Here is a 21952-nt window from a genome sequence, read left to right on the forward strand (position 1 = left end):
GCCCTTCCGCGTTGGGGGTGAGTACAGGGGTTACGGATCCACGGTAGGGGCGGGGTCGGGCGGGGTCGTTTGTCCGAGTCGTAGCAGTCGGATGGCGCGGCACTACGCAATGGCTAGTCGGTCGAGGTCGCCTTCAGCGCCAGCCAGAGCTCCATGCGGACGTCCGGGTCGTCCAGGGAGCGGCCGAGGATCTCCTCCACGCGGCGCATGCGGTAGCGCAGGGTGTGGCGGTGCACGCCGAGGTCGGCCGCCGCCGCGTCCCACTGCCCGTGCCGGGAGAGCCAGGCGCGCAGGGACGCGACGAGGTCGCCGCGGCCGGTCGCGTCGTGTTCGTACAGGGCCCGCAGCAGTCCGTCCGCGAACGCCCTGACCGCGTCGTCGGCGAGCAGCGGCAGCACGGACCCGGCGGCCATCTGCTCGTGCTCCACCAGCACCCTGCCCCGTCGCCGGGCCACCGACAGGGCCTGTTCGGCCTGCTTGTAGGCGGCGGAGGCGGCGATGGGCCCCGCGGGCGCGGACAGGCCGACGACGAGTTCGTCCTCGTCGGCACCGGTCAGGGCTTCGCGGGTGGTGCCGCCGGGCCGGGCCGCCTCCAGGCCGGCCGCGTGGTCGCAGCAGGCGGTCACGGCCGCACCCCCGTCCGCGGCCAGCACCACCAGCCGCTCCCCCTCGGGCACGACCAGCACCGCCTCGCCCGAGCGGGCGGCGGCCGACTCCACCACCTCGGCGAGGACACCGAGGGCGTCGCCGCCGCCCGTCTCGCCCCGCTCGCGGGCGGCTGCCGCCGTCCCGGTCTCGGCGACGACGATCCGGAACGGCGCGTCGAGCAGGCCGCCGTAGAGGTCTCCGGCGACCGCGCGGGCGTGGTCCGGCTCCCCCGCGAGCAGCATGCGCAGCACGGCGGCGCCGATGCGCTGTTCGGCGGCGTGCAGGGAGCGGGAGCGTTCGGTGGTGAGGGTGAGCAGGGCGATGGCGGAGTGCAGGGCGTAGCGCTCGGCGGTGCCGAGGGTGGCGGCGGTGCCGACGGCGAGGGCGGCGCGGGGGCGGCGGCCGGTGCCGAGGGAGTGCAGCTCCACCCGGTCCTCGTGGTCGGGTCCGGCCACGACGGAGGAGGCGGGCGCGGGCCGTTCCCGCAGCCGCTGGACGTCCGCGGTGAGCCGCGCGGCCCGCCGGCCGGCCCACTCCGGCGCGGTGGCGACGACGGCGCCCGACGCGTCGTACAGCGCCGCCCATCCGTCGACCTGGGAGGCGAGGGCGGAGAGCAGACCCTCGGGTCCGTCGGTCAGGGCCTGTTTGGTGAGCTCCCGCTGGGCCGCGAAGCCCGCGGTGACCGCCCGGTACTGGTCGGCGGCGATCGCGGCGGACACCGCCTTGCTGATCGCGAGGAACGGGGTGCGGCGCGGCACCTCCAGCAGCGGCAGCCCCTCCTCCTCGGCCGCGTGGACGAGGGCCTCGGGGATGTCCTCGTAGTTGACGCCGACGGCGAAGCCGAGCCCCACGACCCCCGCACCGACCAGCCGCTTCACATAGCGGCGCATCGCCTCGGGGTTCTCCGCGTCCAGTTTGAGCGCGGTGATCAGCAGCAGCTCCCCGCCCTCCATGTACGGCACGGGGTCGGCGAGCTCGCTGACGTGCGCCCAGCGGACCGGCACGTCGAGCCGGTCCTCGCCCGCGCGCACGGTCAGCTTGAGGGCCGAGTGGTGGACGAGCGAGGCGAGCGTCGGCGGCATGGGGGCGGGGGCCTTCGATCTGCGTCAGGTGGTGTGTGAGAGCTGTGATCTTTTGGCCGCCTCGTATGAACGGCCTGTGTCGATTCTGCCTCACTGTACGGTCGCCGCACGCCGGACCGTTCAGCTCACCCCCGCAGATCCACCAGCAGCGGCGGCGCGTGCTCGCCCTTGACGTCGGTCAGCGACAGCACCGCGTGCCCCGGCGGCAGCCCGTGCGCCAGCTCGGACGCGGACCACCGCTCCCGCTCGACCTGGCGGACGGTCACGGCCCGCGCGGTCGGCGCCTTGCCGGTGATGGCCCGCCGCAGCGCGTGCGCGGCCTTGCCCGCCGGGCTGTCGGCGATGATCTGCCGGTCGGTGACGTCCCGCGCCTCGGTCCACTCCTTGCCCCACACCTCGGCGAAGTCCTGCCCGTCCCAGGGGGTGAGCCCGGCCAGCGCCATCCGGCATCCGGTGGCCCCGAGCAGCGGCCCGCGCAGCGGCCTCGGTACGTCGTCCAGGGTGCGCAGGGTCAGCACCACGCCGGCGTTGGCCGACCGCAGGCGCTGCACGGCGCGGACGGCCTCGGGGGTGACCACGCCGGTCGCGTCGTCCATCACCAGGCAGGCGAACAGGGACCGGTCCTCGCGCACCGCCACGCTCGCCGTGAACTGCGCGAGCACCAGCCGCGCCAGCATCCGCGAGGCGTCCGCGTGCCCCCGCTCGGGCAGGTCGACGCGCACCCGCACCGGGTGGTCCAGGGCCTTGAGGGAGAACGGCCGGGACTGCCCGGAGGTGTCGAAGAAGCCCGCGAAGGCCGGCCGGTCCAGCAGTGCCACCCGGTCGGCGAGGATCCCGCCCACGTCGCCCGGCTGGGCCAGCTGCCGTTCGCGGGCGTCGAGTTCGCGCAGCAGCGAGTCCTGGCCCGCGTCCGTCAGCCCCTGACGCAGGGCGGCCAGCGGGCCGGGGGCGCCGTCGAGGAGCTGCCGCAGTTCGGGTACGGAGGGGAAGCGGCCGTGGACCGCGCGGAACGGGCCGAGGAGCTGGGCGAGCACGGTGGTGGCACGGCGGCTGTCGCTGCCGGGGTGCGGGTCGGCCAGGTCACCGGACAGCGCCTCGGCGAGCACGGCCGCGGCCTCGTCGGGGTCGGTGGTGCCGCCGTACAGGTCCAGGTCGTACACGGAGTCGGGGTTGCCGATGCGGACCACGACGTCGTAGGCGTCGGCCGGGCCGAGTCCCGCGCCCGCCGCGCCGACGACGACCACGGCCGCCCGGCCGGCGAGGGCGTGCAGGCACAGCGACTCGGCGACCGGCCGGACCACCCCGGCGGTCTTGCCGGATCCGGCGGGGCCGACGGCGAGCAGGGAGGTGCCGAGCAGGTCGGGGCCGAGGGCGAGGCCGGTGCCGCGGTAGGCATAGGGGTTGCGGGGGTCGTCGGCGGTGGTGCCCAGGCGTACCTGCCCGGTGACCAGGTCGTGCCGGGCCTGCCGGGCGGGCAGGTCGCGGGCGCCGGAGGGGTGCGGGCAGGCGGCGGCGCCGTCCTTGACCACGGCGCCGCTGAAGGTGGCGAGGCTGTGCCGGCCGCTGCGCACGCCCTGCCAGGCGCGGGTGATGCGAGCGTGGTCGACGTCCCGCATCAGTCCGGCGCGGGCGTCGGCGGCGAGCCGCTCGGCGGCGTCCACGGCACCGGCGGCGCGCAGCGCGGGCCAGGTGGCGGGGTCCTCGCCGGGGGCGGGCGGGGCCTCCTCGGTGCGCGGCCCGGTCAGCCGGCGCAGCGACGGGACGGCGTAGCGGCGCCAGATCTCCGACCAGCGCCCGAGCCGGCCCACCCCCACCATGATCATGACGGCGACGAGGCCGTAGTAGAGGTACGAGGTGACGGCCCCGACGACCTCCTCGCCCTCGGTCTGCGGCTGGGTCCAGGACTCGGGGGTGACGGCGTAGTAGGGCCACATCCAGAAGCCGCCGAGGTAGCCGTTCCACAGCAGCGACCAGATCAGCCACCCCACGAGGAACGCGATCAGCGCGCCGCTGAGCAGCTGCCGGGCCGGGATCTGCTCGGGCTCCTCCTCCGGTCGCGGCCGGTGCCCGAAGCGCCACACCCCGGGCAGCGCCTCCGGGCGCGGGGTGCGCAGCCAGGCGAGGAACGCCGAGCCGTCGGGCAGCGGCGGCATGCCCGGCGCCCGCGCGGGCCGCGGGGGCACCGCGGGCGCGCTCGGCACGTCGGGTGGCCCCGCCGGGCGCGGCACAGGGTTCGCATGCGTACCCCGCGCGTCCTGCGTCCCGTCGCTGTCCATCGCTCCTGCCCCCTGACCAGCCGCTCCGTCCACCATCAGCGAGTCAATCTAACGCCCCGACAGGGCGAGTTCACCGCTTACGCGGCCGGGTCCGGCCACGGAGGAATTCCGGCCGCCGCGCCCGGCCCCCGCCGTCGCTATGTCCACCGCGGACAACCCGGACCCCCGGACAACGCCCACATGGAGCATGCCCAGCCCTCTCTCCCCGCCCTAGCCTGCGAGAAAAGAAGGCAAGCGTCCGCAAAAGACCCCCAGGAGCCCCGCATGACCGCACTTCCGCAGGAGCGCCGCGTCGTCACCGCCATCCCCGGCCCGAAGTCGCAGGAGCTGCAGGCCCGCCGTACCGCCGCGGTCGCGCAGGGCGTGGGCTCCGTGCTGCCCGTGTTCACCGCGCGTGCGGGCGGCGGCATCATCGAGGACGTCGACGGCAACCGTCTGATCGACTTCGGCTCCGGCATCGCCGTCACCTCCGTCGGCGCCTCCGCCGAGGCCGTCGTGCGCAAGGCGTCCGCACAGCTCGCCGACTTCACCCACACCTGTTTCATGGTCACCCCGTACGAGGGCTACGTCGCCGTCGCCGAGGCGCTGGCCGAGCTGACCCCGGGTGACCACGCCAAGAAGTCGGCGCTGTTCAACTCCGGCGCCGAGGCCGTCGAGAACGCCGTCAAGATCGCCCGTGCGTACACCAAGCGGCAGGCGGTCGTGGTGTTCGACCACGGCTACCACGGCCGGACCAACCTCACCATGGCGCTGACCGCGAAGAACATGCCGTACAAGCACGGCTTCGGCCCGTTCGCGCCCGAGGTCTACCGCGTTCCGGTCGCCTACGGCTACCGCTGGCCGACCGGTGCCGAGAACGCCGGCCCCGAGGCCGCCGCCCAGGCCATCGACCAGATCACCAAGCAGGTCGGTGCCGAGAACGTGGCCGCGATCATCATCGAGCCGGTGCTCGGCGAGGGCGGCTTCATCGAGCCGGCCAAGGGCTTCCTCCCGGCGATCAGCAAGTTCGCCCAGGACAACGGCATCGTCTTCGTCGCCGACGAGATCCAGTCCGGCTTCTGCCGCACCGGCCAGTGGTTCGCCTGCGAGGACGAGGGCATCGTCCCGGACCTGATCACCACGGCGAAGGGCATCGCGGGCGGTCTGCCGCTCGCCGCCGTCACCGGCCGCGCCGAGATCATGGACGCCGCGCACGCCGGCGGCCTGGGCGGCACCTACGGCGGCAACCCGGTGGCCTGCGCGGGTGCGCTCGGCGCCATCGAGACGATGAAGGAGCTGGACCTCAACGCCAAGGCGAAGAACATCGAGGCGATCATGAAGGGCCGCCTCACCGCCATGGCCGAGAAGTTCGACATCATCGGCGACGTCCGGGGCCGCGGCGCGATGATCGCCATCGAGCTGGTCAAGGACCGTGCCACCAAGGAGCCGAACCCGGAGGCGACGGCCGCGCTGGCCAAGGCCTGCCACCAGGAGGGCCTGCTGGTCCTGACCTGTGGCACCTACGGCAACGTGCTGCGCTTCCTGCCCCCGCTGGTCATCGGCGAGGACCTGCTGAACGAGGGCCTGGACATCATCGAGCAGGCGTTCACCCGCATCTGAACCCTCTGGAACGGTTCAGCGGCAGAGGGTGTGAAGAACGTGTGCGGGGTGGATGGCAGGAGGCCGTTCACCCTGTCGCGGGACCACACCCTGCCGTAAGTTTTCCCCAGATGAGAGATACACCCCGCTCACAGGGCACTGTGGGCGGCTCGGGCCGAGGCCTCCCCAGCTTCGACCTGGTCGTGCCCTCGCGCACACAACCGGAGCCGTGAGCTTCGGGTCTCCTCACCGATCGGACGGTCGCCGCCCCATACCCCCCGGGGCGTGCGACGTTCCGGTCCGGACGGTCGCCTCGGCTTCACGAGTCGGCGGTTCACCGAAGGGCCGACGCACTCCCCCCCTTGCGCCGGCCCTTCGGTGTGTTTGCCAAGCTGGGCGGCATGCTGCTGCTCGGACCCCTCGCCCTGCTCTTCGCGCTGATCACCTGGCAGGTCGTCGCCGACGGCCCCCTCGTGGGCGTGGACGAGCGGCTGAGCCGGGCCCTGATCGAGCCCGACCGGGCCTCCGAACTGCTCGCCGACCTCGGCAACGTCCAGGTGGCCGTGCCGGTCCTCGTGATCGCGCTGGCGTACGTCACCTGGCACGGGCGCGCGACAGGTCTGGACCGGTGGTGGCTGCCACCGGCCGCCGGGGCCCTGGCGATGGTGCTCGTGCCCGTGCTGATCGCGCCCCTGAAGGAGTGGACCGACCGCCCCGGCACCCCGGCCGTGCCCCCCGCGGTCGGCTACTACCCGTCCGGTCACACCGCCACCGCCGTGGTGGCGTACGGCGCGGCGACGCTGCTCCTCCTTCCGCTGCTGCGGTCCGCGGCACTGCGGCGCGGGCTCGTCGTGCTGTGCGCCGTGCTGGTCCTCGGCGCGTCGTACGGGCTGGTGCGCCGGGGCTACCACTGGCCGCTGGACGTGGCGGCCAGTTGGTGCCTCGGCGCGATGCTGCTGATCGCGCTGTCGCTCGCGGTCAGCCGAAGTAGCCGTCGAACGTCCGCTGGAACTCCCAGCCCCCGAACCGGTCCCAGTTGATCGACCAGGTCATCAGCCCGCGCAGCCCGGGCCAGGTGCCGTGGGTGGTGTACGAGCCGCAGTTCGTCTTCCTGGTCAGGCAGTCGAGGGTCTTGGTGACCTCGCCCGGCGGCACGTGTCCGTTGCCCGCGTTCGGCGTGGCCGGCATGCCGATGGCGACCTGGTCCGGGCGCAGCGGCGGGAAGACGTTGTTCGCGTCGCCCGCGACCGGGAAGCCGGTGAGGAGCATGTCGGTCATGGCGATGTGGAAGTCGGCGCCGCCCATCGAGTGGTACTGGTTGTCGAGGCCCATGATCGGGCCGGAGTTGTAGTCCTGGACGTGCAGCAGGGTCAGGTCGTCGCGCAGCGCGTGGATCACCGGGAGGTAAGCGCCCGCCCTCGGGTCCTGGCCGCCCCACTTGCCGGTGCCGTAGTACTGGTAGCCGAGCTGCACGAAGAACGTCTCCGGGGCCATGGTCAGCACGAAGTCGTCGCCGTACTTGGCCTTGAGGGTCTTCAGCGCCGAGATGAGGTTGACGATCACCGGGGTCCTCGGGTTCTTGAAGTCGGTGTCGTCGGCGTTCAGGGAGAGGGAGTGGCCCTCGAAGTCGATGTCCAGGCCGTCGAGTCCGTACTCGTCGATGATCTTCGAGACGGAGGAGACGAAGGTGTCCCGGGCGGCGGTGGTGGTGAGCTGCACCTGCCCGTTCTGGCCGCCGATGGAGATGAGCACCTTCTTGCCTGCGGCCTGCTTGGCCTTGATCGCGGCCTTGAACTCGGCGTCACTCTCCACACCGGGGCATTCGCTCGCCGGGCAGCGGTCGAAGCGGATGTCGCCGGAGGTGACGGAGGTCGGCTCGCCGAAGGCCAGGTCGATGACGTCCCAGCTGTCGGGGACGTCGGCCAGGCGCGTGTAACCGGAGCCGTTGGCGAAGCTGGCGTGGAGGTAGCCGACGAGGGCGTGCGGCGGGAGGTCGGAGGGGCCGCCGGGGCCGGCGTCGGCGGTCGTCGCGGTGACCGTGGCCGAACGGGCCGACTCACCGGCGTCGTTGACGGCCGCGACCTGGAAGGCGTAGGCCGTCGAGGGGGTCAGCCCGGACACGGTGGCCGACGTCCCCTGCGCGGTCAGCACCTTGCTGCCGTCGCGGTAGACGGCGTAGTTCGTGGCGCCCGGGACCGGTGACCAGGACAGGGTGACGCCGGTCGCGGTGACCGTGCCGGTCCTCAGCCCGGTGGGCGGGGCGGGCGGCTGTCCGGTCTCGCCGCCGGGGCCGACGAGGGAGATGTCGTCGGCGTGGTAGGCGCCGGTGCCGTACCAGCCGTGGGTGAAAAGGGTGACCCTCGTCGTCGAGGGGCCGGTGCGGAAGGTGGTGGTGAGCTGCTGCCAGTCGGGGGCGGACTGGGTCCAGGTGGAGACGTCGGTGGTGCCGGTGCCGCTCGCGCCGAGATAGACGTAGGAGCCGCGGACGTAACCGGAGAGCGTGTACTGGGAGTCGGGTTTCACGGTGACGGTCTGGGTGCAGCGGGCGTTGTCGCTGCCGGCCGGGGTCGCCTTGAGCGCCGAACTTCCGCTGCGCACCGGTGAGTTCACGGTCGTACCGGCGGTGCAGGTCCAGCCGTCGAGGCCGGACTCGAAGCCGCCGTTCCTGGTGAGGTCCGCGTCGGCCGCACGGGCGGCCGACGAGATACCGGAGGCGGCCAGGGCGGCCGCGGTGGTGAGCACGGCGAGCAGTCTGAACGGTCTGGGGCGGTCGGGGCGGTCCACAAGTGCCTCCGGTGATGGGGGAGATGGAGGGTGGAGCGCCTCAAAGTTGGTCCAGACCAATCAGGTTGTCAATACCTTCGTCGCCCGGCCGCCGCCTCGTGCATGGCCAGTTCGAGCAGCGCAGGGTCGGTGAGCGTGCCCGAGCCGTCCGGCGGGACCAGCCACCGCACACCCCCGGTGGAGGAGCGCAGTGGATGCGGCACCACGATCCAGGTGCCCTCCCCCGCCGTGCGGACCCCGGTGCCGAGCCAGCGGGCCGCGGTGCCCGGCGGCACGAGGAAGCCCATCCGCGCGTCCCCGAAGTCGGCCAGGACCGGGCCCGGTTGGTCCAGGACCCGGGTGAGCACGTCGAGGGTGGGATAGCCGAGCTCGCCCGGCAGGATCAGTACGTCCCAGGCCTTGCCGGCGGGCAGCAGGGCCACCCCGTGGGGGTTGCGTTCCCACTCCGCGCGGCAGCCTTCCGGATCGGGTGCGACGGACGAGAGCCACTCGACCGCCGAATTCGCCCCTGTCATGTGGTACGACCTCCCTCTCAGTCGTGGACGCGGTCGCGTCACGAGGGAGAGGGCGGTCGAGGGCGAGCATTACGCGGGTTGTGCCGACTTTCTGGTTCTCAGCTGTCGAAGCCCAGCCCCAGCCGGTCCATCGTCCGCAGCCACAGGTTCCGGCGCCCGCCGTGCGCGTCGGCACGGGCCAGCGACCACTTGGTGAGCGTGATGCCCGTCCAGGCGAACGGTTCCGGCGGGAACGGCAGCGGCTTCCTGCGCACCATCTCCAGTTCCGTGCGCTCGGTCCGCTCCCCCGCCAGCAGGTCCAGCATCACCTCGGCGCCGAACCGGGTGGCGCCCACGCCGAGTCCCGTGTAGCCCGCCGCGTACGCCACCTTGCCCGCGTGGGCGGTGCCGAAGAACGCGGAGAAGCGGGAGCAGGTGTCGATCGCCCCGCCCCAGGCGTGGGTGAAGCGCACGCCCTCCAGCTGCGGGAAGCAGGTGAAGAAGTGCCCGGCGAGCTTGGCGTACGTCTCGGGCCGGTCGTCGTACTCGGCACGCACCCGGCCGCCATAGGGGTAGATCGCGTCGTAGCCGCCCCACAGGATCCGGTTGTCGGCGGACAGCCGGAAGTAGTGGAACTGGTTGGCGCTGTCCCCGAGTCCCTGCCGGTTCTTCCAGCCGATCGACTCCAGCTGCTCGGGGGTGAGCGGCTCGGTCATCAGGGCGTAGTCGTAGACGGGGACGGTGTAGGAGCGGACGCGCCGGATCAGGCTGGGGAAGACGTTGGTGCCGAGGGCCACCCGGCGGGCCCGGATCGAGCCGTACGGGGTGCGGACGGCCATGCCGGCGCCGTACGGCTTCAGCGTGAGGGCGGGGGTGTGCTCGTAGATCCGCACCCCGAGGTCGCGGCAGGCGCGCTTCAGTCCCCAGGCCAGCTTGGCGGGGTTGAGCATGGCCACGCCCCGCCGGTCCCACAGGCCCGCCTTGAAGGTCGGGGAGTTCACCTGCTCCCGGACCGCCTCGGCGTCCAGGAACTCGATGCCGTCGGCGAGGCCCTCGCGGTCGATCTCCTCGTACCAGTCGCGCAGTTCGCGCGCCTGGTAGTCCTCGGTGGCGACGTCGATCTCGCCGGAGCGCTCGAAGTCGCAGTCGATGGAGTGTCGGGCGACCGCCGCCTCGATCTCGTCGAGGTTGCGGGCGCCCAGTTCCTCCAGCTTGTGGATCTCGTCCGGCCATCGGGTCAGGCCGTTGGGCAGGCCGTGGGTGAGGGAGGCGGCGCAGAATCCGCCGTTGCGGCCGGAGGCGGCCCAGCCCGCCTCGCGGCCCTCCACCAGGATCACGTCCCGTGCGGGGTCGCGCTCCTTGGCGATCAGCGCGGTCCACAGTCCGCTGTAGCCGCCGCCGACGACGAGCAGGTCGCAGGTCTCGGCGCCGGTGAGCGCGGGCTCGGGGGCGGGGCGGCCGGGGTCGTCCAGCCAGTACGCCACCGGGCGCGCTTCGGAGAGGGATCTCGTCCAACGGCTCATGGCACCAGGGGCCATGATTTCAACTCCCTACAGGGGATTGCGATTGCTTTTCCGTGCCTGCGGCCGGCTCACGCCTTCTGCCGCTTGCGGCGGTTTCCGACGGCCATGGACACCAGCACCAGCAGGACGGCGACGATGAACATGGCCGTGCCGATGACATTGATCTGGACGGGCGTTCCACGCTGGGCGGAGCCCCAGACGAACATCGGGAAGGTGACGGTCGAGCCGGCGTTGAAATTGGTGATGATGAAATCGTCGAAGGAGAGCGCGAAGGCGAGCAGCGCGCCCGCCGCGATACCGGGGGCCGCGATGGGCAGGGTGACCCGGACGAACGTCTGGACCGGGCCGGCGTACAGATCCTGCGCGGCCTGTTCGAGACGGGGGTCCATGGACATCACGCGGGCCTTGACGGCCACCACGACGAAGCTGAGGCAGAACATGATGTGGGCGATCAGGATGGTCCAGAAGCCCAGCTGGGCGCCCATGTTGAGGAACAGGGTCAGCAGCGAGGCGGCCATGACCACCTCGGGCATCGCCATCGGCAGGAAGATCAGCGAGTTCACCGCGCCGCGGGCGCGGAAGCGGTAGCGGACCAGCGCGAAGGCGATCATCGTGCCGAGCACGGTGGCGCCGAGCATCGCCCACAGGGCGATCTGGAGGCTGAGGGAGAGCGAGCCGCACAGCCCGGAGACCCCGCAGGGATCCCGCCAGGCGTCCGTGGAGAACTCCTGCCATTCGTAGTTGAAGCGCCCCTTCGGATTGTTGAAGGAGAACACCGTGACGACGACGTTCGGCAGCAGGAGGTAGGCGAGGGTCAGCAGTCCCGCGATGACGACGAAATGGCGCTTGAGCCAGTTGACGAAGGTCATTTAAACCAGATCCTCCGTGCCGGACTTGCGGATGTAGAGCGTGACCATGATGAGGATCGCCGCCATCAGGATGAACGAGAGTGCCGCTGCCGTCGGATAGTCGAGGATCCGCAGGAACTGCGACTGGATCACATTGCCGACCATGCGGGTGTCGGTGGAGCCGAGCAGATCCGCGTTGACGTAGTCGCCGGTCGCCGGAATGAAGGTCAGCAGCGTGCCGGAGACGACGCCGGGCATGGACAGCGGGAAGGTGACCTTGCGGAAGGTCGTCGACGGCTTGGCGTACAGGTCGTTCGCCGCCTCGTGCAGCCGGGGGTCGATGCGCTCCAGCGAGGTGTACAGCGGCAGGATCATGAACGGCAGGAAGTTGTACGTCAGACCGCAGACCACCGCGAGCGGGGTGGCGAGCACCCGGTCGCCGGCGGTCCAGCCGAGCCAGCTGGTGACGTCGAGGACGTGCAGCGCGTCGAGGGCGCCGACGACGGGTCCGCTGTCGGCGAGGATGGTCTTCCAGGCGAGGGTGCGGATCAGGAAGCTGGTGAAGAACGGCGCGATCACCAGAATCATGATCAGGTTCCGCCAGCGTCCCGCGCGGAAGGCGATCAGATACGCCAGCGGGTAGCCGAGCAGCAGACACAGCACGGTCGCGGAGCCGGCGTAGAGCACCGAGCGGACGAACTGCGGCCAGTACTCGGACAGCGCGTCCCAGTAGGTGGCGAAGTGCCAGGTGACCTTGTAGCCCTCCTCCAGGGAGCCCGTCTGCACGGACGTGGAGGCCTGGTAGATCACCGGCAGCGCGAAGAACACCACCAGCCAGAGCAGGCCGGGCAGCAGGAGCAGGTACGGCGTCCAGCGGCCCCGCTTGCGCGGCGGTTTCTTCTCCGGGGTGGGCGTGGGCGCCAGGGGTGGCGCCTCGGTGACCGCGGCCATCAGGCGACCTCTTCCTCGACGGTCTCCACACCGGCGTCGATGTCCTGCGCGGCGTCGAGGCCGAAGGTGTGCTCCGGGTTCCAGTGCAGGACGACCTCGGCGCCGGGCACCAGGCGGGCGTCGCGGTCGATGTTCTGGACGTAGACCTCGAAGTCGGAGCAGACGGGGCTGTCGATCACGTACTGCGTGGAGACGCCGATGAAGCTGGACTCGGCTATGCGGCCGGTGATCCGGTTGCGGCCCTCGGGTATCTCGCCCGCGTCGTCGGCGTGGGTGAGGGAGATCTTCTCCGGGCGCACCCCGACCAGCACCTTGCCGCCGGCCGTCGCGGGCGCGCTGTTGCGGGCCTCGGGAAGGATCAGCTTGCCGCCGCCCGCCTTCAGCACGATCTCGGCGCCGGAGGTGGTGTCGACCTCGGCCTCGATGAAGTTGGAGGTGCCGAGGAAGTTGGCGACGAAGGTGGTGCGCGGGTTCTCGTACAGGTCGGCGGGCGAGCCGAGTTGCTCGACCCGGCCGGCGTTCATCACGGCGACCGTGTCGGCCATGGTCATGGCCTCCTCCTGGTCGTGCGTGACGTGCACGAAGGTGATGCCGACCTCGGTCTGGATGCGCTTCAGCTCCAGCTGCATCTGGCGGCGCAGCTTCAGGTCGAGGGCGCCGAGCGGCTCGTCGAGCAGGAGCACCTTGGGGTGGTTGATCAGCGCGCGGGCCACGGCGACGCGCTGCTGCTGGCCGCCGGAGAGCTGGTGCGGCTTCTTGCGGGCCTGCTCGCCGAGCTGGACCAGCTCCAGCATCTCCTCGACCTGCTTCTTCACGCTCTTGATGCCGCGCCGGCGCAGTCCGAAGGCGACGTTCTCGAAGATGTCGAGGTGCGGGAAGAGCGCGTAGGACTGGAAGACGGTGTTCACCGGCCGCTTGTACGGCGGGAGCGCGGTGACGTCCTGGTCGCCGAGGTGGACGGTGCCCGCGGTGGGCTCCTCCAGACCGGCGATCATGCGCAGGGTGGTGGTCTTGCCGCAGCCGGACGCGCCGAGCAGGGCGAAGAAGGAGCCCTGCGGGATGGTCAGGTCGAGCGGGTGTACTGCGGTGAAGGAGCCGTAGGTCTTGCTGATGCCGGTGAGGCGGACGTCCTCGCCGTGAGTCGCCGTGTCGTTGGTGGTCTTCATCTCGTCACGCCCCAGTGAGCTTCGCGAACTTCTCTTCGAATGCCGTCTCTTCCTTGGAGCTCAGGGAGCGGAAGGCACGGGACTTGGCCTGCATGGCCTTGTCGGGGAGGATCAGCGGGTTGTTCGCCGCGTCCTCGTCGATCTTCGCCAGCTCGTCCTTCACTCCGTCGACCGGGCAGACGAAGTTGATGTAGGCGGCGAGCTCGGCGGCCGGCTGCGGCTCGAAGTAGTAGTCGATCAGCCGCTCGGCGTTGGTCTTGTGCCGGGCCTTGTTGGGGATCAGCATGTTGTCGCTGGACGTCATGTAGCCGCTGTCCGGGATCAGGAAGTCGATGTCCGGGTTGTCCGCCTTGAGCTGGACGACGTCCCCGGCCCACGCCAGACAGGCGGCGAAGTCGCCCTTGGTGAGGTCGGAGGTGTAGTCGTTGCCGGTGAAGCGGCGGACCTGGCTCTTGTCGACGGCCTTCTGCAGCCGGGCGATCGCCGCGTCGTAGTCGTCGGCGCTGAACTTCGCCGGGTCCTTGCCCATGTCGAGCAGCGTCATGCCGACGGTGTCGCGCATCTCGGTGAGCAGACCGACGCGTCCCTTGAGCTTCGGGTTGTCCAGCAGGTCGGAGAGGGTCTTCACCTCGACGCCGTCGAGCGCCTTCTTGTTGTAGGCGATGACCGTGGAGATGCCCTGCCACGGGTAGGAGTAGGCGCGGCCCGGGTCCCAGTCGGGGTTGCGGAACTGGGCGGACAGGTTGGTGAAGGCGTTCGGCAGGTTGGCCGGGTCCAGCTTCTGCACCCAGCCCAGGCGGATCAGCCGGGCGGCCAGCCAGTCGGTGAGGACGATGATGTCGCGGCCGGTGTCCTGGCCCGCGGCGAGCTGCGGCTTGATCTTGCCGAAGAACTCGGTGTTGTCGTTGATGTCCTCGGTGTACTTGACCTTGATACCGGTCCGTTCGGTGAACGCCTCCAGCGTGGGGTGCTTGCTCCCGCTGTCGTCGACGTCCATGTATTCGGTCCAGTTGGAGAAGTTGACGGTCTTCTCCTCCTTGGAGTGGTCCTCTGCGGAGACCCCGCCCTGCGTGTTGCCGGCCGCGGGGATGCCGCAGGCGCTCAGCGTCCCGAGACCGCCGGCCGCGAGCGCGCCGCCCGCGGAGGCGCGCAGCAGGCTGCGGCGGGTGAGGGCCGCCCGGCCGTTGCGGAAACTGCGCCGCATGGCGGCCACCTGGGCCGGGGAGAGGCGGTCGGGCTCGTACTGCTCCATGCGCGTGGTGCCCTTTCGGGAGGGTGGCCGCGGGTCGGGCGGCCTGGCTGCTAACGGTCCCCGAAGATGGTGCGGTGCCAGTCCTTGCGGACCACCGCCGTGTTGTCGAACATGACGTGCTTGATCTGCGTGTACTCCTCGAAGGAGTACACGGACATGTCCTTGCCGAAGCCGGACGCCTTGTAGCCGCCGTGCGGCATCTCGCTGATGATCGGGATGTGGTCGTTGATCCACACACAGCCCGCCTTGATCTCGCGGGTGGCGCGGTGCGCGCGGTACAGGTCGCGGCTCCACGCGGAGGCGGCGAGCCCGTACGGCGTGTCGTTGGCCAGCGCGAGGCCCTCGTCGTCGGTGTCGAACGGCAGGACGACCAGGACCGGCCCGAAGATCTCGGACTGCACGACCTCGCTGTCCTGCGCCGCGTCCGCGATGAGCGTCGGGCGGTAGTAGGCGCCGTCCTGGAGGTCGCCGTCGGGTGCCTCGCCGCCGGTCACCACCCGCGCGTAGGCACGCGCCCGGTCGACGAAGGCGGCCACCCGGTCGCGCTGGGCGTGTGAGATCAGCGGGCCGAGGTCGGTGCCGGGGGCGAAGGGGTCCCCGAGCCGCACGGTCTCCATCAGGGCGGCGGTCCGCTCGACGAACGCGTCGTAGAGGGGGCGCTGTACGTAGGCGCGCGTGGCGGCCGTGCAGTCCTGCCCGGTGTTGATCAGCGCGCCCGCGACAGCGCCGTTGACGGCGGCGTCCAGGTCGGCGTCGTCGAAGACGACGAAGGGAGCCTTGCCGCCGAGCTCCAGGTGGAGGCGCTTGACGGTGGCGGTGGCGATCTCGGCGACGCGCTTGCCGACGCCGGTGGAGCCGGTGAAGGAGGTCATGGCCACGTCGGGGTGGCCGACCAGGTGCTCGCCGGCCTCCTTGCCGGTGCCGGTGACGATGTTGATCACACCGTCCGGGATGCCGGCGTCCGTGGCGGCCTGCGCGAACAGGAGGGAGGTCAGCGGCGTGAGTTCGGCGGGCTTGAGCACGATGGTGTTGCCCGCCGCGATCGCCGGGAGGATCTTCCAGGCGGCCATCTGGAGGGGGTAGTTCCAGGGGGCGATGGAGCCGACGACGCCGATGGGTTCGCGGCGGATGTACGAGGTGTGGTCGCCGGAGTACTCGCCGGCCGACTGGCCCTGCAGATGACGGGCGGCACCGGCGAAGAAGGCGATGTTGTCGATGGTGCCCGGCACGTCGAACTCGCGGCTCAGCTTCAACGGCTTGCCGCACTGCAGCGACTCGGCCCGGGCGAACTCCTCCGCGCGCTCGGCGACGACGGCGGCGAACCGGTGCAGCGCGTCGGACCGCTCGCCGGGAGTCGTGCCGGCCCACGCCGGGAACGCCTCCCGGGCGGCGGCCACGGCCGCGTCCACGTCGTCGGTGGAGGCGAGGTCGTAGGTGTAGACGCCCTCACCGGTGGCGGGGTCGACGACCGTGTGGGTACGGCCCGAGGTGCCCTTGGTCAGCCGGCCCGCGATGAACTGCGCGCCGTCGGCGAAACGGTCCTGGGCCGGGAATCGCTCCGGGGTGGCGTTGCCCGGGTTGTGCATGTCGCTCTCCTCCGTGTCCCCAGTGAGGGGGCGGCGTGGCTCCAGCTCGATTTGAGTGCCGATCCTGACAGAGCCATGGGACTCCAACAAGTGATTCCGTTGTTGCCTTTTGGTTACGCGACGGAATCTGTCGACCAGGTGTCGAGTAGCCGCGGAAAAGGCAGGACGGACTGTCAGTGGTGCGTGCCAGACTCGCGTGCATGGAGAGGATCACGGGGGCGATCTCTTCCCGGGAGGCGCTGATCGAGGCGCTGCGGGCCGGGGAGAAGGTCAGGTATCTGCACTTCTGGGGCCACCGTCCGCCGGCGGACGGCCGCATCGGGGCGAGCTGTCTGAGCCAGTGGTGGCCGGCGCCGTTCACGGTGGACGGGGTGGAGTACGCGACGGCGGAGCACTGGATGATGGCGGCGAAGGCGCGGCTGTTCGGGGACGCGGAGGGGGAACGGCGCGTCCTGGAGGCCGGCCACCCGTCTGAGGCGAAGAAGGCCGGGCGCCTGGTGCGCGGCTTCGACGAGGCGCTATGGCGCCGGGAGCGGTTCGGGATCGTCGTCGAGGGCAGCGTCCACAAGTTCGCGGCGCACGCCGATCTGCGGGGGTTTCTGCTGGGCACGGGCGAGCGGGTGCTGGTGGAGACCAGTCCGGTGGACCGGGTGTGGGGCATCGGCCTGGCGGCGACCGACGACGCCGCGACGGACCCGGCCCGCTGGCGCGGCCCGAACCTCCTGGGCTTCGCCCTGATGGAGGCACGCAGACGGCTGCGGGAGCGCGGGGAACCCTCCGGCAGCCTCTGACGCGCCCGCCGGGGGGCTTGCCGGCCGTGCCGGTGCCGGTACTGGTGCCGGCTAGACGGGCGTGGCCAGGACCAGTACGCCGAAGCCGATGCCCAAGGTCAGGCCGATGGCTCCGCAGATGATGCCGGCCAGGGCCTGGCCCGGGTTGGTGGCCTCGCCGCGGGTCACCTTGGCGCGGCCCACGGAGCCGAAGATCACGCCCAGGACACCGAGGACGATGGCCACCGGCCACAGGCAGAACAAGGCGGCCGAGATGATGCCCAGCACCAGCCCGGTCACACCCATCCCGTTGCTCGGCAGTGGTGCCATGCCGGTCCAGCCGTAGTACGCCTGGCCGGGGGCACCGCCGTACCCGCCCGGATAGCCGTACGGGACCTGCCCGGGGCCGTCGGGAGCCATGGGTGGCGGCGGGACGGGCCCACTGGAGGCCGGGGGCGCGAAGGGGTTGGGCGCGGGGCCCTGCGCGGAGGGTCCGGCCCAGGGCTGGGACGGCTGCGGTGGCGGCGCGGAGCCACCCATCGCCGGGAACGAGGTGAGCGTCTGCTGGTCGTGGACGGACGACGCGGCGGGAGCGGTCGGGGAGGACCAGGGCTGCGGGCTGTTGTCCGCCACGGTCTGGTCCGGCCCCGCGTAGGCACCGCCGGCGCCGCCTCCGTGGTCGGCTCGCGGGCCAGGGGCCGGATTCGTCGGCGGCGCCCAGGGATCGGGCGTGGCCCCGGCGGCCGAGGCACCCCCCGCACCGGACGCTCCCGGCGAGGTACCCGGCGTGCCCGGCGCAGTCGGCTTGCCGAAGTCCACCGGTGTCTGTGGTGTCTCCGGCGTCTGCGCGTCGTCGGACATGCGCGGGGCCCCCTCAGTCGAATGTCCCGTCATGCTACGGCCCGTCCCCCCGCCGCGCGCCCCCGGCCTACGATGATCCCGGATCCACCGATCAGCCGATCACCCGCGTCGCGCCGCCCACCGGCCGCGCACGCCGTTCCCGGGGAGGAACATTGACCGACCAGCTCGCCGCCGCCACCGCCGGACTGAACCGCGACCTGCACGCCTTCATCGCCGGACTGCCGAAGGCCGAACTGCACGTCCACCACGTCGGCTCCGCCTCCCCCCGCATCGTCTCGGAACTGGCCGCCCGCCACCCCGACTCCAAGGTCCCCACGGACGTCGAGGCCCTCGCCGACTACTTCACCTTCACGGACTTCGCCCACTTCATCGAGGTCTACCTGTCGGTGGTCGACCTGATCCGCACCCCCGAGGACGTGCGCCTGCTGACCTACGAGGTGGCCCGCGAACTGGCCCGGCAGCAGGTGCGCTACGCCGAGCTGACCATCACCCCGTTCTCCTCCACCCGCCGAGGCATCGACGAGCGCGCCTTCATGGACGCGATCGAGGACGCCCGCAAGGCGGCCGAGAAGGAGTTCGGCACCGTACTGCGCTGGTGCTTCGACATCCCCGGCGAGGCCGGGCTGGAGTCCGCCGAGGAGACCGCGCGGATGGCGACCGACGACCGGCTGCGCCCCGAGGGCCTGGTCTCCTTCGGGCTGGGCGGCCCCGAGATCGGCGTGCCCCGCCCTCAGTTCAAGCCGTTCTTCGACCGGGCCATCGCGGCCGGGCTGCACTCCGTGCCGCACGCCGGGGAGACCACCGGCCCGCAGACCGTGTGGGACGCCCTCAACGAGCTGCGGGCCGAGCGCATCGGGCACGGAACCAGCTCCGCCCAGGACCCCGAGCTGCTCGCACACCTCGCCGAGCGGCGCATCGCGCTGGAGGTGTGCCCCACCTCCAACATCGCCACCCGCGCGGTGACCGATCTCGACCAGCACCCGATCAAGGAGTTCACCCGGGCCGGCGTCCTGGTGACGATCAACTCCGACGACCCGCCGATGTTCGGCACCGACCTCAACACCGAGTACGCGGTCGCCGCCCGGCTGCTGGGCCTCGACGAGCGGGGCCTGGCGGAACTGGCGAAGAACGCGGTCGAGGCGTCCTTCATGGACCCGGCGGACAAGGCGAGGCTGGCCGGCGAGATCGACACCTACACGACCTCCTGGCTCGCCTCCTGACCCCCGCGACGGGCCGCGGAAGACAAGCCGACGCCATGGAGAAACCGACGTCATGCAGAAGGTGACCGCCGTCGCCCACCGCGGCGACCCCTACCGCGTCCGCGAGAACACCCTCGCCTCGCTGCGTTCCGCACTGCGGAGAGGCGCGGACGCGGTGGAGGTCGACGTACGCCTCACCCGCGACGGCGTACCGGTCCTGCTGCACGACCGGACGCTCAAGCGCCTGTGGGAACACGACCGCCCCGTGCTGTCCCTGTCGTGGGAGGAGGTCCGCGCCGTGACCGACGACGGCGTGCCGACCCTCTCCGACGCCCTGGCGGCGACCGACGGCAGCCGCGTGATGCTGGACCTGCCCGGCACGCCGGACACCCGCGACGCGCGCCGGGTGGTCGACGTCGTCCGCGCCTGCGAGGCCCACGACCGCGTCTACTACTGCGCGGGCGCCCCCGCCATGCTCGCCGTCCGTGCGGCGGACCCGTCCGCGGAGATCGCCCTCACCCGCTCGACCTCGGCCCCGCCACGAGCCGCACTCCTGGCAGCGATCCGCCCCCGCTGGCTGAACTACCGCTTCACCCTGGTCGACCAGGCCCTCGCCGACCGGGTCCACCACGAGGGCTATCTCCTCTCGGTCTGGACCCCGGACACCCGCCGCTCCATGCGCCGTCTGCTGGCGATGGGCGTCGACTCCATCACCACCAACCGCATCGACGTCCTGTGCGCCCTGCGGGACGGCGGCGGCATCAGCCGGCGAGAGCAGGCGCGGCGTACGGGCTGAGCGCCTCCAGCCGCTTGATCTTCTGCCGGACGACGTACAGCGGGATCACCCCGAACACCCCGAACGCCATGTCGATGACACTCCACCACAGGGGGATGCCGCGGATCGGGCCGCAGATCAGCGCGAGCGGGACGATCCCGGCGCAGGCGATCATCCCGAACTCGACGACCCAGACGTTGCGGACGGGATCGCGGTAGGGCCCGTAGAAGGCGACGGCGATCACGAGATGGGCGAACGCGAGCCAGTCGGTGCCGTACAGCAGGAACGGATACTCGGCATCGGCGGCGTCCAGCCCGTCCCGCACCCGCTCGATCCACTCCATGAGGCCCGGCAGGTACTCCCCCACCGACAGCGACCGCAGCACCTCCTCGGTCCACCGCAGCTCAGTCACGAGCGGAAACGCGGTCACCCCACTGAGGACCAGGCACACGACGAAGAAGACCAGCCACACACGAATGCCCTTGAGCAGGGCGGATCTGTCGCTCATGGCGACAGCGTACGCCCTTCTTGAACACGTTCAAAAAGCGCCCTGGAGGGCAACACACCAAAGGGGCGCGGGGAACTGCGCGACGAGCCACGACGAACCCGCGGCCTCGCACAACCCCGCGCCCCTACGGCGCACTGGACTCAGCCCTCCAGGGACGTCATCACATGCTTCACCCGCGTGTAGTCCTCGAACCCGTACGCCGACAGATCCTTGCCGTACCCGGACTTCTTGAACCCACCGTGCGGCATCTCCGCGACCAGCGGGATGTGCGTGTTGATCCACACGCACCCGAAGTCCAGCTTCTTCGACATCCGCATCGCACGCCCGTGGTCCTTGGTCCACACCGAGGACGCCAGCGCGTACTCCACGCCGTTGGCGTACTCGACGGCCTGCTCCTCGTCCGTGAAGGACTGGACGGTGATGACCGGCCCGAAGACCTCCTTCTGGATGATCTCGTCGTCCTGCTTGAGGCCGGAGACGACGGTCGGCGCGTAGAAGTACCCCTTGTCGCCGACCCGCTTGCCGCCCGCCACCACACGCGCGTGCGCCGGCAGCCGCTCGATGAAGCCCTCGACCTGCTTGAGCTGGTTGGGGTTGTTGAGCGGACCGAACAGGACGTCCTCGTCGTCCGGCATGCCCGTCTTCGTGTCGGCGGCGGCCTTCCCCAGCGCGGCCACGAAGTCGTCGTGGATCGACTCGTGGACCAGCACACGCGTGGCGGCCGTGCAGTCCTGCCCGGCGTTGAAGAAGCCCGCCACGGAGATGTCCTCGACGGCCTTGGCGATGTCGACGTCCTCGAAGACGACGACCGGCGCCTTGCCGCCCAGCTCCAGGTGGACCCGCTTGAGGTCCTTGGACGCGGACTCGGCGACCTGCATGCCGGCCCGTACCGAACCGGTGATGGACGCCATCGCCGGGACGTCGTGCTCGACCATCATGCGGCCGGTCTCACGGTCGCCGCAGACGACGTTGAAGACACCCTTGGGCAGGATCGAGCCCAGGATCTCCGCCATCAGCACCGTGGACGCCGGGGTGGTGTCCGACGGCTTCAGCACGACCGTGTTGCCCGCGGCGATCGCCGGGGCGAACTTCCACACGGCCATCATCATCGGGTAGTTCCAGGGGGCGACCTGGGCACAGACGCCGACCGGCTCGCGGCGCACGATGGAGGTCAGGCCCTCCATGTACTCGCCCGCGCTCTTGCCCTCCAGCATCCGCGCCGCACCCGCGAAGAAGCGGATCTGGTCGACCATCGGCGGGATCTCCTCGGTGCGGGTCAGCCCGACGGGCTTGCCCGTGTTCTCCACCTCGGCCGCGATCAGTTCCTCGGCGCGCTCCTCGAAGGCGTCCGCGATCTTCAGCAGGGCCTTCTGCCGCTCGGCGGGCGTGGTGTCCCGCCAGCCGGGGAAGGCCTCGGCGGCGGCGGCCATGGCGGCGTCCACGTCCGCCTGTCCGGACAGCGGAGCGGTCGCGTACGCCTCGCCGGTCGCGGGGTTGACCACCTCGGTGATCCGTCCGTCGGCGGCGTCACGGAACTCACCGCCGATGTAGTTGCGCAGACGACGCAGCTCGGTGCTCACTGCAGGCCCTCCTGGTGCTCCTTGTGGATGTCCGAGGTGTCCAACTGTCCAACCTCTGAGACACCCACCCT

18 protein-coding genes are annotated in these 21952 nt (G+C 71.3%); 5 read left to right on the forward strand and 13 right to left on the reverse strand.

Annotation, left to right across the window (positions count from 1 at the left end; translation table 11 throughout):
- Positions 1-113: 113 nt before the first annotated feature.
- Both AB0412_RS21275 and AB0412_RS21280 read right to left on the reverse strand, forming a co-directional pair.
- Complete coding sequence (locus tag AB0412_RS21275) at positions 114-1730, reverse strand: PucR family transcriptional regulator (protein WP_366404155.1); 1617 nt, start codon at positions 1728-1730, stop codon at positions 114-116.
- A 125-nt stretch (positions 1731-1855) separates the two neighbouring features.
- A complete protein-coding gene (locus AB0412_RS21280) occupies positions 1856-4006 on the reverse strand; it encodes an ATP-binding protein (protein WP_366404156.1) in 2151 nt (716 codons plus the stop codon).
- A gap of 264 nt (positions 4007-4270) precedes the next feature.
- On the opposite strand from AB0412_RS21280, the gene gabT reads away from it, so the two are divergent.
- Together gabT and AB0412_RS21290 are read left to right on the forward strand one after the other, a co-directional pair.
- Entirely contained in the window at positions 4271-5605 is a 1335-nt protein-coding gene (gabT, locus tag AB0412_RS21285; protein ID WP_366404157.1) for a 4-aminobutyrate--2-oxoglutarate transaminase, read from the forward strand.
- Between the two features lie 380 nt (positions 5606-5985).
- Positions 5986-6624 (forward strand): phosphatase PAP2 family protein, encoded by a 639-nt coding sequence (locus AB0412_RS21290; protein ID WP_366404158.1) that lies wholly within the window; start codon positions 5986-5988, stop codon positions 6622-6624.
- Here the strand turns inward: AB0412_RS21290 and AB0412_RS21295 are convergent.
- The 8 genes from AB0412_RS21295 to AB0412_RS21330 form a co-directional block, all read right to left on the reverse strand.
- Positions 6563-8368 (reverse strand): glycoside hydrolase family 18 protein, encoded by a 1806-nt coding sequence (locus AB0412_RS21295; protein ID WP_366404159.1) that lies wholly within the window; start codon positions 8366-8368, stop codon positions 6563-6565. The genes AB0412_RS21290 and AB0412_RS21295 overlap by 62 nt on opposite strands.
- 68 nt (positions 8369-8436) lie before the next feature.
- On the reverse strand, positions 8437-8883 hold the full coding sequence (locus AB0412_RS21300; RefSeq protein WP_366404160.1) for a hypothetical protein: 447 nt from the start codon (positions 8881-8883) through the stop codon (positions 8437-8439).
- A gap of 98 nt (positions 8884-8981) precedes the next feature.
- Positions 8982-10400 (reverse strand): FAD-dependent oxidoreductase, encoded by a 1419-nt coding sequence (locus AB0412_RS21305; RefSeq protein WP_366404161.1) that lies wholly within the window; start codon positions 10398-10400, stop codon positions 8982-8984.
- Positions 10401-10453: 53 nt separating this feature from the next.
- Positions 10454-11254 carry an ABC transporter permease gene (locus AB0412_RS21310; protein WP_366404162.1) on the reverse strand — a complete coding sequence of 267 codons (801 nt, stop codon included), beginning with the start codon at positions 11252-11254 and terminating at the stop codon, positions 10454-10456.
- On the reverse strand, positions 11255-12184 hold the full coding sequence (locus tag AB0412_RS21315; RefSeq protein ID WP_366404163.1) for an ABC transporter permease: 930 nt from the start codon (positions 12182-12184) through the stop codon (positions 11255-11257).
- Positions 12184-13350, reverse strand: a complete 1167-nt coding sequence (locus AB0412_RS21320; RefSeq protein ID WP_366404164.1) for an ABC transporter ATP-binding protein — start codon at positions 13348-13350, stop codon at positions 12184-12186. Before AB0412_RS21320 ends, AB0412_RS21315 begins: the two co-directional genes overlap by 1 nt.
- Before the next feature lie 4 nt (positions 13351-13354).
- Positions 13355-14602 (reverse strand): spermidine/putrescine ABC transporter substrate-binding protein, encoded by a 1248-nt coding sequence (locus AB0412_RS21325; protein ID WP_366404165.1) that lies wholly within the window; start codon positions 14600-14602, stop codon positions 13355-13357.
- 50 nt (positions 14603-14652) lie between these two features.
- Positions 14653-16188 carry a gamma-aminobutyraldehyde dehydrogenase gene (locus AB0412_RS21330; protein WP_366404166.1) on the reverse strand — a complete coding sequence of 512 codons (1536 nt, stop codon included), beginning with the start codon at positions 16186-16188 and terminating at the stop codon, positions 14653-14655.
- A gap of 200 nt (positions 16189-16388) precedes the next feature.
- Here AB0412_RS21330 and AB0412_RS21335 point away from each other — a divergent pair, with 200 nt between their 5' ends.
- Complete coding sequence (locus AB0412_RS21335) at positions 16389-16979, forward strand: NADAR family protein (protein WP_366404167.1); 591 nt, start codon at positions 16389-16391, stop codon at positions 16977-16979.
- Between the two features lie 51 nt (positions 16980-17030).
- Here the strand turns inward: AB0412_RS21335 and AB0412_RS21340 are convergent, their stop codons facing one another.
- Complete coding sequence (locus AB0412_RS21340; RefSeq protein ID WP_366404168.1) at positions 17031-17819, reverse strand: DUF4190 domain-containing protein; 789 nt, start codon at positions 17817-17819, stop codon at positions 17031-17033.
- 98 nt (positions 17820-17917) lie between these two features.
- On the opposite strand from AB0412_RS21340, the gene AB0412_RS21345 reads away from it, so the two are divergent.
- Together AB0412_RS21345 and AB0412_RS21350 are read left to right on the forward strand one after the other, a co-directional pair.
- Entirely contained in the window at positions 17918-19039 is a 1122-nt protein-coding gene (locus AB0412_RS21345) for an adenosine deaminase (RefSeq protein WP_366404251.1), read from the forward strand.
- Between the two features lie 52 nt (positions 19040-19091).
- Positions 19092-19814, forward strand: coding sequence for a glycerophosphodiester phosphodiesterase (locus AB0412_RS21350; RefSeq protein ID WP_366404169.1), 723 nt, complete (start codon positions 19092-19094; stop codon positions 19812-19814).
- On the opposite strand, the gene AB0412_RS21355 is transcribed toward AB0412_RS21350, so the two are convergent.
- Positions 19780-20301, reverse strand: coding sequence for a hypothetical protein (locus AB0412_RS21355; protein ID WP_366404170.1), 522 nt, complete (start codon positions 20299-20301; stop codon positions 19780-19782). The two genes, AB0412_RS21350 and AB0412_RS21355, sit on opposite strands and share 35 nt — an antisense overlap.
- Positions 20302-20441: 140 nt before the next feature.
- Entirely contained in the window at positions 20442-21881 is a 1440-nt protein-coding gene (locus AB0412_RS21360; protein ID WP_366404171.1) for a gamma-aminobutyraldehyde dehydrogenase, read from the reverse strand.
- Positions 21882-21952: the final 71 nt, after the last annotated feature.

Origin of the sequence: Streptomyces sp. NPDC052012, from assembly GCF_040689265.1 — a bacterium.
In the GTDB taxonomy this organism is placed as follows: Bacteria; Actinomycetota; Actinomycetes; order Streptomycetales; family Streptomycetaceae; genus Streptomyces.